Consider the following 14,701-nt stretch of genomic DNA (forward strand, 5'->3'; position numbering starts at 1 on the left):
CGTGCCCGAGCTGAGGTCCCGCACCGTTACCCATGGCCGCAACATGGCGGGCGCCCGCGCCCTTATGCGGGCCTCGGGCGTAGCGAGCGAGGACATCGGTAAGCCGATCGTCGCGGTCGCCAACTCGTTCACCGAGTTCGTGCCCGGCCACACCCACCTCGCCCCCGTCGGCCGGATCGTCTCCGACGCCATCCGGGCCGCCGGCGCCGTCCCCCGCGAGTTCAACACCATCGCCGTGGACGACGGCATCGCCATGGGCCACGGCGGCATGCTCTACTCGCTGCCCTCCCGCGACCTGATCGCGGACTCGGTCGAGTACATGGTGGAAGCCCACTGCGCCGACGCCCTGATCTGCATCTCCAACTGCGACAAGATCACCCCCGGCATGCTGATGGCCGCGATGCGCCTGAACATCCCGGTGGTCTTCGTCTCCGGCGGCCCGATGGAGGCCGGCCAGGCCACCCTCGTGGACGGCACCGTCCGCAAGCTGGACCTGATCAACGCCATCGTCGACTCCGTCAACGACAGCGTCTCGGACGAGGACGTCCTCCGCATCGAGGAGAACGCCTGCCCCACCTGTGGCTCCTGTTCCGGCATGTTCACCGCCAACTCCATGAACTGCCTCACCGAAGCCATCGGCCTCTCCCTCCCCGGCAACGGCTCCGTCCTCGCCACCCACACCGCCCGCCGCGCCCTCTACGAGAACGCCGGCCGCACGGTCGTGGAGATCACCAAGCGCTACTACGAGGACGGCGACGAGTCCGTCCTGCCGCGCAACATCGCCACCCGCGCCGCCTTCGAGAACGCCATGGCCCTGGACATCGCCATGGGCGGCTCCACCAACACGATCCTCCACCTCCTGGCCGCCGCCCAGGAGGCCGAGCTGGACTACGACCTCAAGGACATCGACGCCGTCTCGCGGCGCGTCCCCTGCCTGGCCAAGGTCGCCCCGAACGTCGCCCCCGGCGGCACGTACTACATGGAGGACGTGCACCGCGCCGGCGGCATCCCCGCCATCCTCGGCGAGCTCTACCGCGGCGGCCTGCTCAACGAGGACGTGCACTCCGTCCACTCCGCCTCGCTCGCGGAACACCTCAAGACCTGGGACGTGCGCGGCGGCTCCCCCTCCGCCGAGGCCGTCGAGCTCTGGCACGCCGCCCCCGGCTGCAAGCGCTCCGCCACCGCCTTCTCCCAGTCCGAACGCTGGGAATCCCTCGACGTGGACGCCGAGGGCGGCTGCATCCGCTCCGTCGAGCACGCCTACTCCAAGGACGGCGGACTGGCGGTCCTCAAGGGCAACATCGCGGTCGACGGCTGCGTGGTGAAGACCGCCGGCGTCGACGAGTCCATCTGGACCTTCGAAGGCCCGGCGGTGGTCTGCGAGTCCCAGGAAGAAGCCGTCGACAAGATCCTCACCAAGCAGATCAAGGAAGGCGACGTCGTCGTCATCCGCTACGAGGGCCCCAAGGGCGGCCCCGGCATGCAGGAGATGCTCTACCCGACCTCCTTCCTCAAGGGCCGCGGCCTGGGCAAGGCCTGCGCCCTGATCACCGACGGCCGCTTCTCCGGCGGCACCTCGGGCCTGTCCATCGGCCACGCCTCCCCCGAGGCCGCGTCCGGCGGCACGATCGCGCTCGTCGAGGACGGCGACCGCATCCGCATCGACATCCCGGGGCGCTCCATCGAACTCCTCGTGAGCGACGAGGAGTTGGCGGCCCGCCGCGAGGCGCTGGGCGGCGTCTATGCCCCGAAGAACCGCGAACGCAAGGTCTCGGCGGCCCTGCGCGCGTACGCGGCGATGGCGACGAGCGCGGACAAGGGCGCGGTGCGGGACGTTTCGAAGCTGGGCTGAGACGGGGTGTTCGGGGCCTGCGCCACGGCTGCGCAGGCCCGCCCGGCCAATCGAGCCGCCGTCCCTGTCCGGATACCGCCGGTTCCTGGATGCATGATCCGGACGGGTGCATGCTGACCGTCATGGACAACGCACCCACCACCGACATATCCGCGCCCTCCGCGGCGGACGCCCAAGCTGCCCCCACCGCCGGACTGTTGGCCGGGAAGGTTGCCTTCATCACCGGCGCCGGCCGCGGCATCGGCGCCGCCGCGGCGCGGCTGTTCGCCCGGGAGGGCGCCCGGGTCCTGCTCGCGGCCCGCACCGAGGCCCAACTCCAGGCGGTCACCGAGGAGATCCGGGCTGCGGGCGGCACCGCGCACTACGTGCTGTGCGACCTGGCGGACTCGGCGAGCGTCCGTGCCGCCGTCGACCGGGCCGTGGAGCTGTACGGCCGGCTCGACGCCGCCTTCAACAACGGCGCGACGAGCGTGCCGCCGGGACCGATGGACCAGGCCCGGGAGGCCGACTTCGACCACGCCTATGCGGTGAACCTCAAGGGCCAGTGGCTGGCCATGGCCGCCGAGGTCGCCGCCATCCGCGCCACCGCCGGGACGGGGGCCATCGTCAACAATTCCAGCATCGGAAGCCTGGGAGGCAACCCCGAACTGCCCGTGTACGGCGCCCTGAAGCGGGCGCTCAACAGCCTCACGGAGTCGGCCGCCGTCACGTACGGACCGGAGGGCATCCGTGTCAACGCCATCGCGCCGGGCGCCACGCTCACCGAGAAGATCCGCTTCTGGGAGGAACGCAGCCCCGGCGTCCTCGACCGGCTCACGGCACAGACCCCGTTGCGTCGCATCGCCGCCCCCGACGAAATCGCCGAGGCCGCCGCCTGGCTCCTCAGCGACCGCTCCTCCTACGTCACCGGCACCGTCCTCCGGGTGGACGGCGGCACCCGGGCCTGACCGTCCGCTGCGCTTTGCCTGGGCCCCACGTTGTCGGCCGTCCCGCCGTGGGGGTTGTTCGCCGTTACGCCTGCGGCGGGCGTTGCCGCTGCGCGGGGCTGTTCGGCAGCGGCACCGGACCTACACGGCTCCGCCGCTACGGCCCGGCACCTCCCCGTTGGGGGTGGGAGAGAACGGTGGGGGCGTACGTGCGTGGTCAGGCTCTGGGCAGCGTCCCTCCCTTTACGGTGCCGATGAAGGACGACCAGGCGGCCGCGGGGAAGACGAGGGCCGGGCCGTGGGGGTTCTTGCTGTCGCGGACGGGGACGAGGGCGGGGTGGTTGTCGGCGACCTCGATGCACTGGCCGCCGTCGGCGTTGCTGTAGCTGGACTTTCGCCAGGTGGCCGAGTTCAGGAAGTCATCCGACACCTCGATACATGCGCCGCCATCCGAGTTGCTGTAGCTGGACTTGCGCCAGGTAGCGGTGCTCAGATTGATGGATCGCACGGCACTTCCTCCAACATCCGCATGACGAACTTCCGCGATTCGTCCGGGCTCAACGCCCGGTCACGCATTGCATCGTACGCGCGTTGCAATCGCTCAACCGGCCCGGTTTCCTCGATGAGTTCGCCGCGGTGAGCATTCTCGGTGTAGGCGACGACACGGCCGTTCAGCAGCTTCAGAAAGATCACGGCCGTGCTGTCCAAGCCGTTCAGCCCGGCCATGAACGGCAGCACCTGAACCGTGATGTTCGAACGTTCGGCGGCCTCGACCAGGTACTCAAGCTGCTTTCGCCACTCCCCGGCATCCGCCAACGGCGTGCGTAGCACCGCCTCGGACAGGATGGTGCGGAACTGTGGTGGATCAACGCCGTCCAGCGATCGACGGCGCCCTATGCGCGCCTCCACCTGCCGCGTCAGCTCTTCGCCGTCGAGTCCGCCCGCCGAGAGCAAGGTGCGTGCGTAGCCTTCCGTTTGAAGCAGCCCATGAACGGTGCTGACGCCGAAGTGCCACATGCTCAACGCTTCGGCTTCCAAGGTCATATAGCGCCGGTACTGCTCCTTGAACTGCTTAGGGTCACCGGCCGCCAACTCCCAGAGCGTCAGCAGTAGATCCCCCGTCCCGTAGTGCTGTGCCAGGGCCTCCACCACCTCTGGGCCGCCGAGGGTCTGCCCCTTCTCCATCTTGCCGAACAGGGATGCGTCCCAGCCCAGCGCCTGGGCGAGCTGCCGCAGGCTTTCGCCGCGCTGCGCGCGCAGTAACCGCAGCTCTTCCGCGAATCGAACACTCGGCTCATGACTTCGACCGGTGACCGGACTTCTCGCCGGCATAGGGCCCTCCTCTGTGGAAGGTGTGGAATTTGCAGCCCCAGGCGTGGCACTAGCACCCGCAAGCGGCTTTTGCCCCTTTCTTCTGGTGCATTCTCGTAACGCCCGGACTACGAACGGTAGTTGTCGTCCGGCGCCCCACGCAGTGGAACGGCAGACGGGAGCGGCACCAAATGACCACAGAACCCCACACCAAGGCCCGGGCGGCCTGCGACGAGCTGGCCGCCGTACTCAAGCAGCTCGGCATCGTGCTGCCGTCGCTGGATGTCGACCCGGTGTGGCTGAGTCAGGAACGTCCCCGCGTCCTGGTCGAGTTGGGGCGCTGCAACCTGGAGACGGCCCACCGGCTCACCGCTGTGCTCAAAAAGGCTGCGGAGCGATGACCGGCCGTCTCGTACGGGCCGTCCTGGGGTGGGTCTTCCCCACATACGGGCGGCACCGCGCCGCAGCCGCGCCGCAGCCGGCGCCCGTCCCACCCCCGAGGCGCCCCCACAGGCGTCTGCCGCGGCACAAGAGTCCGTATGCCCACGACGCGGCCAGCGGGGGGCTGTTCATGGATACGCGGCGGCTCGTACGGCCCTACGTCCCGGCGCCGTACATCTCACCGGCCTGCCACATCGGCACTCACGCGGCCTGCGACAAGGGCGCGGCGGAGTCCGAGGTCGTGGCGGCCCCCGGGGTCCGGTGGGAGATCTGTTGCTGTGCCTGCCACGTGGGCGGCGGTGCGGCGGGGCGTCACCAGCCCGCCGGATCCTTCGTGTCCGTGCTGAACACCGTCCCGTCGGGCGCCGCCGCGTAGATGCGGCCGTGGCGGGCGTCGACCACGGGCGCGGGCAGGGACTCCAGGTAGCCGTTGTGGCGGTCGGCGGACAGGCGGGGCGGGGTCTGGCCGAGGACGGCGCCGGAGCGGGTGTCGACGGCGAGCAGGCGGCCGTCCGCGGCGGTGAAGTACAGGTGGTCGCCGCTGATGACGGGGGTCGAGCCGCGGCTGACCGAGGTTTCGGTGTTCCACTTCCGTTCGCCGACGGCCTGGAGCGCGCCGCCCTCGGCCAGGAGGTAGACGGTCTCGCCCTGGACCGCCGCCGTCACGGTTCCGTCGAGCGGGTAGTCCAGCCGGATACGGCGCTGCCGCCCGGTGTGCGGGTCGTAGCGGACGACGGCGGTGGTGGTGAAGGGGTGCAGGGGGTCTGCGGCGGTGAAGTAGAGCGCGCCGGAGGCGCCGACGCCGGCGGGGGTGAGCGAGTCGGGTAGCCGCTTGTCCCAGCGGACCGCGCCGTCCTTGGTGGCGATGGCGGTGACCTGGGTGGCCTTGCTGTCGGCGGTGAGGCCGACGGCGTAGGCGGTGCGGGCGTCGCCGTACGAGAAGAACGCGGCCGGGGTGTGGGCGGGGTACCGCTTGCGCCAGCGCTGCCGGTGGGTGGCGCTGTCCAGTGCGGTGACCGTGCCGTCCCCGGCGCACAGCAGCACCCGGTTGCCGACGACGGCCGCGCCGCCCTCGTACCGGGACAGTTCCTGGCTCCAGCGCGTGGCACCCTTCCCCTTGGCCGACGGGTCGAGCGCCTCCAGCCGCCGGCCGTCGGGGGTCCGGAGGTACAGCAGCCCGCCCGACAGGACCGGCGCCGTCGGGGTGGTGTCGGTGAGTGGGACGGCCTTGCCGCTGCGGCGCCAGGATGCCCGGCCGGTCTCCGCGTCGAAGCGGCCGGCCCGCAGCCCGGACAGCGTGCAGTAGACGGCACCCGAACCGGCCGTGCAGAACGGCATCTCGGAGCGGTGACCGCGTGGCCGTTCCAGGACCGTGGCGTGCCAGGGCCGGACGGCGATCCCGGCCCCCGGCGTCCGGATCTCCAGCCCGGAGCTACCGGACGACAGCGTCCGTACGCCCACGAACGCGCCGCCACCGGCGATCAGCAGCGCCACCGCGGCCCATATCGGCCAGCGGCGCACCGCGGCTGCGCGGCGTGCCGGCCGGACGGCGTCCGTGGGGGCCTGGTGGGACTGGTGGGCCTTGGGGGAGTCGGGACGGTCCGCCGGCCGGGGTGTGTGCGGGCGGACGTGGGTGGTTTCGGCGGCGGGCGGGGGTGCCACATCGCCGCCGGCGGGCTGCCGTTGGGCCGGGACCGGCGAGGACGCGGACGCCGGCGGGTGCACGGATGAGGACGGGGACGGGTCCGCGGTTGCGGACGGCGACGGGTCCGCGGATGCGGACGGGGACGTGGCCGGTCCGGGCAGACCGAGATCCGCTGCCAGGTGGATCTCGGTGTGGATCTCGGTGTGCAGCAGCTCCATCAGCTCGCCGGGCGTCGGCCGGTCCGCCGGATCCTTCGCCAGGCAGCTCTCGATGAGCGGCGCCAACTCCTCCGGCACGCCCGTCAGATCCGCGTCGTCGTGCACCACCTGATACGCCACCAGGTAGGGGCTCTCCGAGTCGAACGGCCCGCTCCCGGTGGCCGCATGCACCAGCACCGACCCCAGTGCGAACACATCCGCCGCGGGGCCGACTTCGCGCGGCCGCTGGAATTGCTCGGGCGCCATGAACGGCGGCGTACCGATCAACTTGCCAGTCTCGGTGCGCATTTCACTGTCGGACGGCCGCGATATGCCGAAATCGATGACTTTCGGGCCGTCGGCGGCCAGCAGCACATTTCCCGGCTTCAGATCGCGGTGGACGACCCCGGCGCGATGGATGTCCCGCAGCGCCTCGGCGAGGCCCGCGGCCAGCTTCCGTACCTCATCGGGCGCCAGCGGCCCCTTCCGCTTCACATGCTCGGAAAGCGTCGGCCCGGGAATGTAGAGGGTCGCCATCCAGGGCCGCTCGGCATTCGGATCGGCGTCCACGACGGGCGCCGTAAAGGCCCCGCTGACCCGCCGCGCGGCCGCCACCTCCTGCCGGAACCGCCCCCGGAACTCGGGGTCCTGGGCGAATTCGGCATGAACGACCTTGACCGCGAGCCGCAGCCCGGACGAAGAGCGCGCCAAATGCACCACGCCCATTCCCCCGGAACCCAGCCGTGCCTCCAGGCGATATTGCCCGGCGTATTCCGGACGCTCCGCTTCCGGGCCGGCCCCGGAATCACGCAGCGGCGGCATCGTTCCACCCCCGTGTCCTGCCTTGTGCAATGCGGTCGCGGATGCGACGCGCGGAGCCTAGTCGATGGCACGTGCGAAAGGGATGAGGCTTGCTAGCGTGCGCGTCGCACGTCCGAAAATGCCCAGGGCTTCTGCGCCCAGTAGTCACAAAACGGGGGGAACACGAGATGACCACCGAAAAGCAACACCGCTTCTTGGACCTGGACGCCGTCGTCGGCGAACTGGACGAGGACATGGACGGGTCGGTGAAGGGCGAGACGGACGCGGGGAACGACACCGGCACCGACGCCGCCACGGCCACCGGCGCGGGCACGGCCACGACCATGGCGGCCGCCGCCACCCGCTCCTTCCAGATCGCCCCCGGCCAGCAGGTCAGGGTCCGCACGGGCCCCAGCACCTCCCATCCGGTCGTCCGCAAGCTGGCGGGCGGCTCCTGGGTCGGCATCCACTGCCAGCGCCGCGGCCAGCAGATCACCGGCCCGTACGGCACCACGGACATCTGGGACAACATCGCCCCCGGCCAGTACGTCTCCGACGCCTATGTGCACACCGGCAGCGACGGGCCGGTCGCACCGAACTGCACCGGCTGAGGGCGGCGGGCCGCCGGGGATCACGGGCCGCCGGGGATAATCGGTGCCATGAGCGACGCGCACACGGCACCCGGCGGCCCGGAGCCCGAGGAGATCCGTTTCTTCGGCACCACCTGGCTCCGCCACGACGGCGGCTACGCCCTGCGCCGTATCGCCGTCGCGCTGGGCTCGCTCGCGCTCGCCGCCCTCGGCGCGCTGATCCTCCGCTTCGGCTTCCAGGGCCTGGAGTTCGGCGCTGTCGGCCCGTTCGTCAGCATCCTGGCCGTCGGCGGGTTCGCCATCTGTAGCGCCCTCGCCTTCCGCCGCACCTGGGAGGGCTTCGTCCGCCGCCCCGACCCCGCCGACGAGCGCACCGCCGACAAATCCACCCAGAGCCTGATGCTGATCGGCTTCGTCGGCTCGCTGCTGGCCTACTTCTGCCGCAGCCTCGTCGAAGCCCCCGGCGAACGACTGCGCCGCACCGAGTACGAGGCGGCCCTCGAACGCCACGAACGGCGGCGCACCACCCGCACCGGCAACCCGGCCGCGAAGAAGCCCCGCCCGGCCAAGGGCAGGAAGCGCCGCTAGAAGCGGTGCCCGGCGCGCTGCCGCCCGCAGACGCGCACGCAGGCGTCACATCCGCCGCACCCCGCCGACGTCACGTCCCGGATACGGCCCCGATAATCCCCGGATCCGGACGCCGCCCCGCAGGCAGGATGACGCGTATGCCCCCAGAGAGCCAGCAGGAGAATCACCGGAGCCACCGGGAGAGCGACCTGGAGATCCACCGGTTCCGGCCGCCCCAGCAGTTCGACCACGCCGCCCGCGCCCGCTCCTTCAGCAGCGTCGCCGCCCAGTACGCGGCCTCACGCCCCGGATACCCGGCGGAGCTCTTCGACGCAATCGAGGAGCGTGCGGGCCGCTCCCTCAAGGGCGCCCGGGTCCTGGACGTCGGCGCCGGAACCGGTATCGCCACCGCGCTGCTGGCCGCCCGGGGAGCCGAGGTCGTCGCCGTGGAACCCGGCCCCGGGATGGCCGCCCAGCTGCGCGCCGGGCTCCCCGACGTGCCCCTGGTCCGGGCGAGCGGCGACGCCCTGCCGTTCCGCGCCGCCGCGTTCGACCTCGTCTGCTACGCCCAGGCATGGCACTGGACCGACCCGGCCCGCTCGGTCCCGGAGGCCATGCGGGTGCTGCGGCCCGGCGGTGCGCTCGCGCTGTGGTGGAACAGCCCCCGCCGGGACACCGGCTGTGCCGCCGAACAGGACGCCCGGCTCGCCCGGGGGATGTTCGGCTCTGACCCCGGCCGCGCCGCGGAGGCTCGCGACGCCGACCCGGACGTCCTCGTCCGCCTCCACGGCCTCAACCCCACCTCCTGGGTGGCCGAATGGACCCGGTCGGTGCCCCTCGACACCCATCTCGCCATGCTCGGCAGCCACTCCCGGTTCGCGGTCCTCGACCCCGCGGTCTCCGCCGCCATCCTGGAGGACGAACGGGCCGCCCTCCTGGATGTCTTCCCCGACGGCAACGTCCGGGAGGAGTACCGCGTCCAGCTCTCGGTCACGCAACGAACCGACGCCCCCACGCCCCCATCTGTCACACCCCGTCCGCCCGTGCCGTCTTAAGCAGTGACACACCCCCACCTGGACAGCGACGCACCCCCACCGGACGAACGGACGAAGGAGCGCACCGTGGCGGCAGAAACGCCAACCGGCCCCGGCACACCGACCCCCACCGGCCGCCTGGCCCAGTTCGAGGAGCAGCGCAGCCGCCTCTGGGCCGTCGCCTACCGCATCATGGGCACGGTCACCGACGCCGACGACGCCGTCCAGGAGACCTGGCTGCGTTGGCAGGGACTGCCCGACGATCCGCCGGTGGCCAACCCGCGCGGCTATCTCACCACCGTGGTCAGCCGCATCTGTTACGACCTGCTGGGCTCGGCCCGCGCCCGCCGCGAGACGTACGTCGGGCCCTGGCTCCCCGAGCCGCTGCTCGCCGGGCCCACCGCCGCCGGGCCCGCCGCGCCCGCCGCCCCCGAGGACCGGGTCACCCTCGACGAATCCGTCGGAATGGCCCTGATGACCGTCCTGGAACGCCTCACCCCCGCCGAGCGCACCGCCTTCGTCCTCCACGACGTCTTCGCGGTGCCCTTCCCGGAGATCGCCGAGGCCGTCGGCCGCACCCCCGAATCCGTACGGCAGCTGGCCTCCCGCGCCCGCAAGAGGGTCCGCGCCGAGGCCCCGCGCCGCACCGTCGACCGGGCCGAGCACCAGCGCACCGTCGAGGCGTTCCTGTCCGCCGTCATGGGCGGCGACTTCGGGGCGCTGCTGGCCGTGCTCGACCCCGAGGTCGTCTGGCGCTCCGACGGCGGCGGCAAGGTGAGCTCCGCCCGCCGCCCGGTCCTGGGCCGCGACAAGGTCGCCCGTTTCGTGCTCGGCCTGATCACCCGCAGCATCGATCCGTCGACGACACGGTTCGCCGTGCGGGACGTCAACGGCGCGACCGGGCTGGTCTACTACGACACCGCCGGCCGGCAGGCGGGCGTTCTCGCCTTCACCGTCCACGGCGGCCGGATCACGGAGGTCGACGCCGTCACCAACCCCGACAAGCTCGGCCACCTGGACTTCGACAGCATGTGACGGGGCGGGAAGCGGGGGCGGGCTCCGGGGACCGGCCGGGACGGAGAACGGCCGGTCCGGCCGGGACTCAGAACGTCCGGTCCGGCTTGCCCTTGCCGTACAGCCAGGCGTCGAAGAGCGGCTTCAGGTTCTTGTGCGTCCGCGCCTGGCTGAAGGCGATGAAGTCCGCCGAATCGGCGTTGCCGTAGCGGTACTTGGCGGCCCACTCCCGCAGGATCCGGAAGAACGTCCGGTCGCCGACGGCGTCCCGCAGCTGCTGGAGGACCATCGCGCCCCGGTAGTAGACGGGAGGGCCGGTCACATTCGCCGCCGTGCCCGGCCGGCCCGGCGGAAACGCCCACAGCGGGTCGTTCCTGCCCCGCTGGTAGAGCAGATCGAACAGTTGCTGGGGCGTCCTGCCGCCTTCGTGCTGGGACCACATCCACTCGACATAGGTCGCGAAGCCCTCGTTGAGCCAGGTGTCCTGCCAGGTCTTCGGCGTCACCGAGTCGCCGAACCACTGGTGGGACATCTCGTGCACCACGGTCAGGTCGTCCGGCGCCCCCGCGTAGTCCGGCTTCGTCTGGTTCTCCAGGGCCAGCCAGTCGATGCGCGGCGGGGTGTGGTCAACGATCGCGCCCGCCGAGCGGAAGGGATACGGGCCGAAAAGCCTGCGTTCCCAGGCGATGATCTCCGGCAGCCGGCCCAGCGCCTCCTTGCTGCGCGCCACCTCCGCCGGGTCGACGGCCTCGTACAGCGGCAGCCCGTCGGGCGTACGGGACTCGGTGACGCGGAACTTCCCGATGGTGGCGGTCGCCAGATAGCTGGCCATCGGCTGCCCGCTGTGCCACACGAAGGTCGTACGGCCCCCGGTGGTCCTGCGCGACCGCAGCTCCCCGTTGGCCACGGCCGTGTACGGCACGGGCACGGTGAGCGTGAAGTCGTAGGTGGCCTTGTCACTGGGGTGGTTGTTGCCCGGGAACCACGACATCGACCCCTCCGGCTCCCCGGTCACGAAGGCGCCGTCGGCGGTTTTGACCCATCCCTCCGTCGAGGAGTCCGGGTCCCTGATCTCCTGCGGGGTCCCGTAGTAGGTCACCCTGGCGTGGAAGATCGCGCCCCGTTCCAGTACGGCGGCCGGGGTGACCGTCAGCTTGTGCCCCTTACGGGAGAAGCCCGCCGGCGCGCCGTCGACCTGGACGCCGGTCACCTTCAGCCCCTGAAGGTCGAGCTTGAACGACCGCAGGCTCTCCTTCGCCTTGGCGGTGATGTCGGCAGAGGCGGTCAGATTCCGCTTCGGCACGTCGTAGGCGAGGTCGAGCCCGTAGTGGATGACGTGATAGCCGCCGTTCCCGAGCGACGGGAACAGGGGATCGCCGACCCCGCCGCTGCCCGCCACCCCGTCGTCGGCCGTCGCCCCGGCCGTACAGGAGGACAGCAGCAGGGCGGCGGCCACCGCGGCGATGACGCGGCGGTGCGGCAGGGGCCGACGGGTGGTCACAGCACTCCCAGGGTCGCTGATCGACAATTCCGACCCTAGGTCTCTTTCCATGAGATGGCAGATCTCTTCCGGACAGAGCGCGCTATGGCGCAATGAGTTCCGTCAAATGCGTTCCGTCATACGAGGCTGCCGCTGCTCCGCCCAGCTGCCCAGCGCGGCCGCACAGGCATGATCCAGATGCCGCAGCCCCGACAGATCCAGCTCGACCTCCCGGTCCCCGGGCAGCGCCTCCAACTGGTCCAGCAGCTTCGGTAGCCGCAGAAAGGTCGCATGCCCGACGGCCCGTACGTGGATCGGGCGACGGGACCCGGGCCGCGCGGACTCCTCCATCCCGACGATCTCCAGATGGACCTGCGAGGTCGCCCACGCCGATTTGACCACCGCCATCAGCAGCCCCATCAGCACCCCCTCGAACATATTGGTCGCCACGATCGCCACCGCCGTCGCCGCCAGCACCACCGCCTCGCCGCGGTGCTCCCGCCACAGCGGGCGCAGCTCGCGCCAGGGGATCAGCTTCCAGCCCGCGTGCAGGAGGACACCGGCCAGCGCGGCCACCGGTACGACCCCCAGCGCCGCCGGAAACGCCGCCGCGAACACCAGCAGCCACACGCCGTGCAGCACCCGCGACGCCTTGGTCCGCGCGCCCGCCTGCACATTGGCCGAGCTGCGGACGATCACCGCGGTCATCGGCAGCGCCCCCAGCAGCCCGCACGCCGTATTGCCGATGCCCTGCGCGATCAGCTCCTTGTCGTAGTCGGTGCGCGGCCCGTCGTGCAGCCGGTCGACCGCGGCCGCGCTGAACAGCGACTCCGCCGAGGCGATCAGCGCGAACGCCAGGACCGTGCCGAGCGTGCCGAGTTCGGGGAGCCGGCCGATATCGGCCAGGCCCGGCGGCTGCACGGAATCCAGCAGCCCCTGCACCTCGACCCGTGCCACCGGAAGGTCCAGGACGAACACCGCAACCGTCGCCAGCACCACCGCCACCAGGGGAGCGGGCAGCACCTCCGCCGCCCGCCGCCAGCGCGGCCAGACCAGCAGCACGGCGAGGGTCAGCGCGCCGATCGCCAGCGCCGTCGGCCCGGTATCGGAGCCGGCCGTCCCCGGGACGAGTCCCGGCAGTCCGCCCAGATTGGCCGGGCCGTTCCCGGGCGCCTTGGCGTCCACCAGGGCGTACACCTGACTGGCCATCAGTACGAGGCCGATCCCCGCCAGCATGCCCTGCACCACCGCAACCGAAATGGCCCGGAACCACCGCCCGAGCCGCAGCGCCCCCATGACCAGCTGGAACACTCCGGCCGCCACCACCAGCGCGCCCAGGCCCCCGAGCCCGTACTCCTGCACGGCCTCGTAGACCAGCACGGTCAGCCCGGCGGCCGGCCCGCTGACCTGAAGGCTGCTGCCCGGAAGCAGCCCGGTGAGCAGCCCGCCGACGATCCCGGTGATCAGCCCCAGTTCGGCCGGTACACCGGAGGCGACGGCCACCCCGACACACAACGGGACGGCCACGAGGAAGACGACGAGCGAGGCGGTGAGGTCGGCGCGCCAATGGGCCGGGCGCCGCGGGGACGGAGAAGAAGCGGGTTGCCTCGGGGATTTCTGCATGAGGGTGCCTCCAGCGTGACGAGGTGCAGCGGCGCGACGCGGCGGCGCGCGGGCGGGCACGCGGCGTGGCGCCATGGACGTGACGGCTGGATCCGTCGGAATGCGCGGGCCGGGGAAGGCCCTGGGGCGGCTCTCGCTCGGGGGGACGGGGTACCGAGTCCTCCGACGCATTTCGGCTGGCCGGACGGTGCCCTTCATTGTGTCCAAGTCGCCATGCTCTGTGGCGACTCGGCATGTAACCGCCCTGTAAACGCGGAACTGCCGAAAAGGAATGATCAGCTCCGATCGCCCCGGCGCCCGCCCGGAGCGCACCGCTCCCCGCCCTGCGCCCCGGCTGCCCGACGGTCCCGTACGAACGCTTGACGCCCCACTCCGCCCCGAGCAGTATTCATCGCATGATGAATTACTCGCCCGACCCACCCGACCTGCCCGCCCAAGCCACGCCCCCCGCCCCCGCCGTCCATGCCGACGCCCTCACCGTCGTACGAGGCGGCCGCGCCGTCGTCGACAACCTGGCCTTCGACCTCCCCCGCGGCCGCATCACCGGCCTCCTCGGCCCCTCCGGTTGCGGCAAAACCACCCTGATGCGAGCCATCGTCGGCACCCAGGCCAAGGTCGGCGGCACCCTCGATGTCCTCGGCCACCCCGCCGGCCACCCCCGGCTGCGCCCCCGCATCGGCTACGTCACCCAGGACCCGGCCGTCTACGACGACCTCACCGTCCGCCAGAACCTCGACTACTTCGCCGCGGTACTCCACCCCGGCCGCACCGCCCGCGCCCGGCGCCGCGCCGCCGTCACCCGCGCCCTCGAAGACGTCGACCTCACCGACCACGCCACCGCCCTCGCCGGCAACCTCTCCGGCGGCCAGCGCAGCCGCGTCTCCCTGGCCGTCGCCCTCCTCGGCGCCCCCGAACTCCTCGTCCTCGACGAACCCACCGTCGGCCTCGACCCCGTCCTCCGCCGCGACCTGTGGAACCTCTTCCACACCTTCGCCGCCGACCGCGGAACGACCCTCCTCGTCTCCTCCCACGTCATGGACGAGGCCGAGCGCTGCCACCGCCTCCTGCTGATGCGCGAGGGCCGCCTCCTCGCCGACGGCGCCCCCGACACCCTCCGCGAACGCACCGGCACCCCCACCGTCGAGGCCGCCTTCCTCCACCTCGTCGACGAGGCCCGGGCGGCCGCCGCCGCGTAGGCGGGACGGGCTCCTGCCCCGGCG

Annotated in this window: 13 protein-coding genes; 8 read left to right on the forward strand and 5 right to left on the reverse strand. The window is 71.8% G+C overall.

The window, feature by feature from the left end; translation table 11 throughout:
• Position 1 precedes the first annotated feature (1 nt).
• Positions 2-1,852, forward strand: a complete 1,851-nt coding sequence (ilvD, locus tag B1H19_RS23740; RefSeq protein WP_083109826.1) for a dihydroxy-acid dehydratase — start codon at positions 2-4, stop codon at positions 1,850-1,852.
• Between the two features lie 122 nt (positions 1,853-1,974).
• Complete coding sequence (locus B1H19_RS23745; protein ID WP_083109827.1) at positions 1,975-2,799, forward strand: SDR family NAD(P)-dependent oxidoreductase; 825 nt, start codon at positions 1,975-1,977, stop codon at positions 2,797-2,799.
• Positions 2,800-2,995: 196 nt separating this feature from the next.
• Here the strand turns inward: B1H19_RS23745 and B1H19_RS23750 are convergent, their stop codons facing one another.
• Both B1H19_RS23750 and B1H19_RS23755 read right to left on the reverse strand, forming a co-directional pair.
• A complete protein-coding gene (locus B1H19_RS23750; protein ID WP_083106806.1) occupies positions 2,996-3,286 on the reverse strand; it encodes a DUF397 domain-containing protein in 291 nt (96 codons plus the stop codon).
• Complete coding sequence (locus B1H19_RS23755; RefSeq protein WP_083106807.1) at positions 3,268-4,110, reverse strand: helix-turn-helix domain-containing protein; 843 nt, start codon at positions 4,108-4,110, stop codon at positions 3,268-3,270. Before B1H19_RS23755 ends, B1H19_RS23750 begins: the two co-directional genes overlap by 19 nt.
• A 170-nt stretch (positions 4,111-4,280) precedes the next feature.
• Between B1H19_RS23755 and B1H19_RS23760 the strand changes: the two genes are divergently transcribed.
• Positions 4,281-4,490 (forward strand): hypothetical protein, encoded by a 210-nt coding sequence (locus B1H19_RS23760; RefSeq protein ID WP_083106808.1) that lies wholly within the window; start codon positions 4,281-4,283, stop codon positions 4,488-4,490.
• A gap of 352 nt (positions 4,491-4,842) precedes the next feature.
• On the opposite strand, the gene B1H19_RS23770 is transcribed toward B1H19_RS23760, so the two are convergent.
• The gene (locus tag B1H19_RS23770; RefSeq protein WP_083106810.1) at positions 4,843-7,194 is read right to left on the reverse strand and encodes a serine/threonine-protein kinase; all 2,352 of its coding nucleotides are present in this window, start codon (positions 7,192-7,194) and stop codon (positions 4,843-4,845) included.
• Between the two features lie 167 nt (positions 7,195-7,361).
• On the opposite strand from B1H19_RS23770, the gene B1H19_RS40635 reads away from it, so the two are divergent.
• The 4 genes from B1H19_RS40635 (at position 7,362) to sigJ (ending at position 10,399) form a co-directional block, all read left to right on the forward strand.
• Positions 7,362-7,784 carry an SH3 domain-containing protein gene (locus B1H19_RS40635; RefSeq protein WP_335755940.1) on the forward strand — a complete coding sequence of 141 codons (423 nt, stop codon included), beginning with the start codon at positions 7,362-7,364 and terminating at the stop codon, positions 7,782-7,784.
• A 48-nt stretch (positions 7,785-7,832) separates the two neighbouring features.
• Complete coding sequence (locus tag B1H19_RS23780) at positions 7,833-8,351, forward strand: hypothetical protein (protein WP_083106811.1); 519 nt, start codon at positions 7,833-7,835, stop codon at positions 8,349-8,351.
• A gap of 137 nt (positions 8,352-8,488) precedes the next feature.
• Entirely contained in the window at positions 8,489-9,385 is an 897-nt protein-coding gene (locus tag B1H19_RS23785; RefSeq protein WP_083106812.1) for a class I SAM-dependent methyltransferase, read from the forward strand.
• A gap of 66 nt (positions 9,386-9,451) precedes the next feature.
• Positions 9,452-10,399: an RNA polymerase sigma factor SigJ gene (sigJ, locus tag B1H19_RS23790; RefSeq protein ID WP_203237214.1), complete on the forward strand. Its 948-nt coding sequence runs from the start codon at positions 9,452-9,454 to the stop codon at positions 10,397-10,399.
• A gap of 67 nt (positions 10,400-10,466) precedes the next feature.
• On the opposite strand, the gene B1H19_RS23795 is transcribed toward sigJ, so the two are convergent.
• Positions 10,467-11,930 (reverse strand): M1 family metallopeptidase, encoded by a 1,464-nt coding sequence (locus B1H19_RS23795; protein ID WP_083106813.1) that lies wholly within the window; start codon positions 11,928-11,930, stop codon positions 10,467-10,469.
• Between the two features lie 51 nt (positions 11,931-11,981).
• On the reverse strand, positions 11,982-13,481 hold the full coding sequence (locus B1H19_RS23800) for a SulP family inorganic anion transporter (protein ID WP_083106814.1): 1,500 nt from the start codon (positions 13,479-13,481) through the stop codon (positions 11,982-11,984).
• Positions 13,482-13,876: 395 nt separating this feature from the next.
• Here B1H19_RS23800 and B1H19_RS23805 point away from each other — a divergent pair, with 395 nt between their 5' ends.
• Positions 13,877-14,677, forward strand: coding sequence for an ABC transporter ATP-binding protein (locus B1H19_RS23805; RefSeq protein ID WP_083106815.1), 801 nt, complete (start codon positions 13,877-13,879; stop codon positions 14,675-14,677).
• Positions 14,678-14,701: the final 24 nt, after the last annotated feature.

It is taken from the genome of Streptomyces gilvosporeus, assembly GCF_002082195.1.
Classification (GTDB): domain Bacteria; phylum Actinomycetota; class Actinomycetes; order Streptomycetales; family Streptomycetaceae; genus Streptomyces; species Streptomyces gilvosporeus.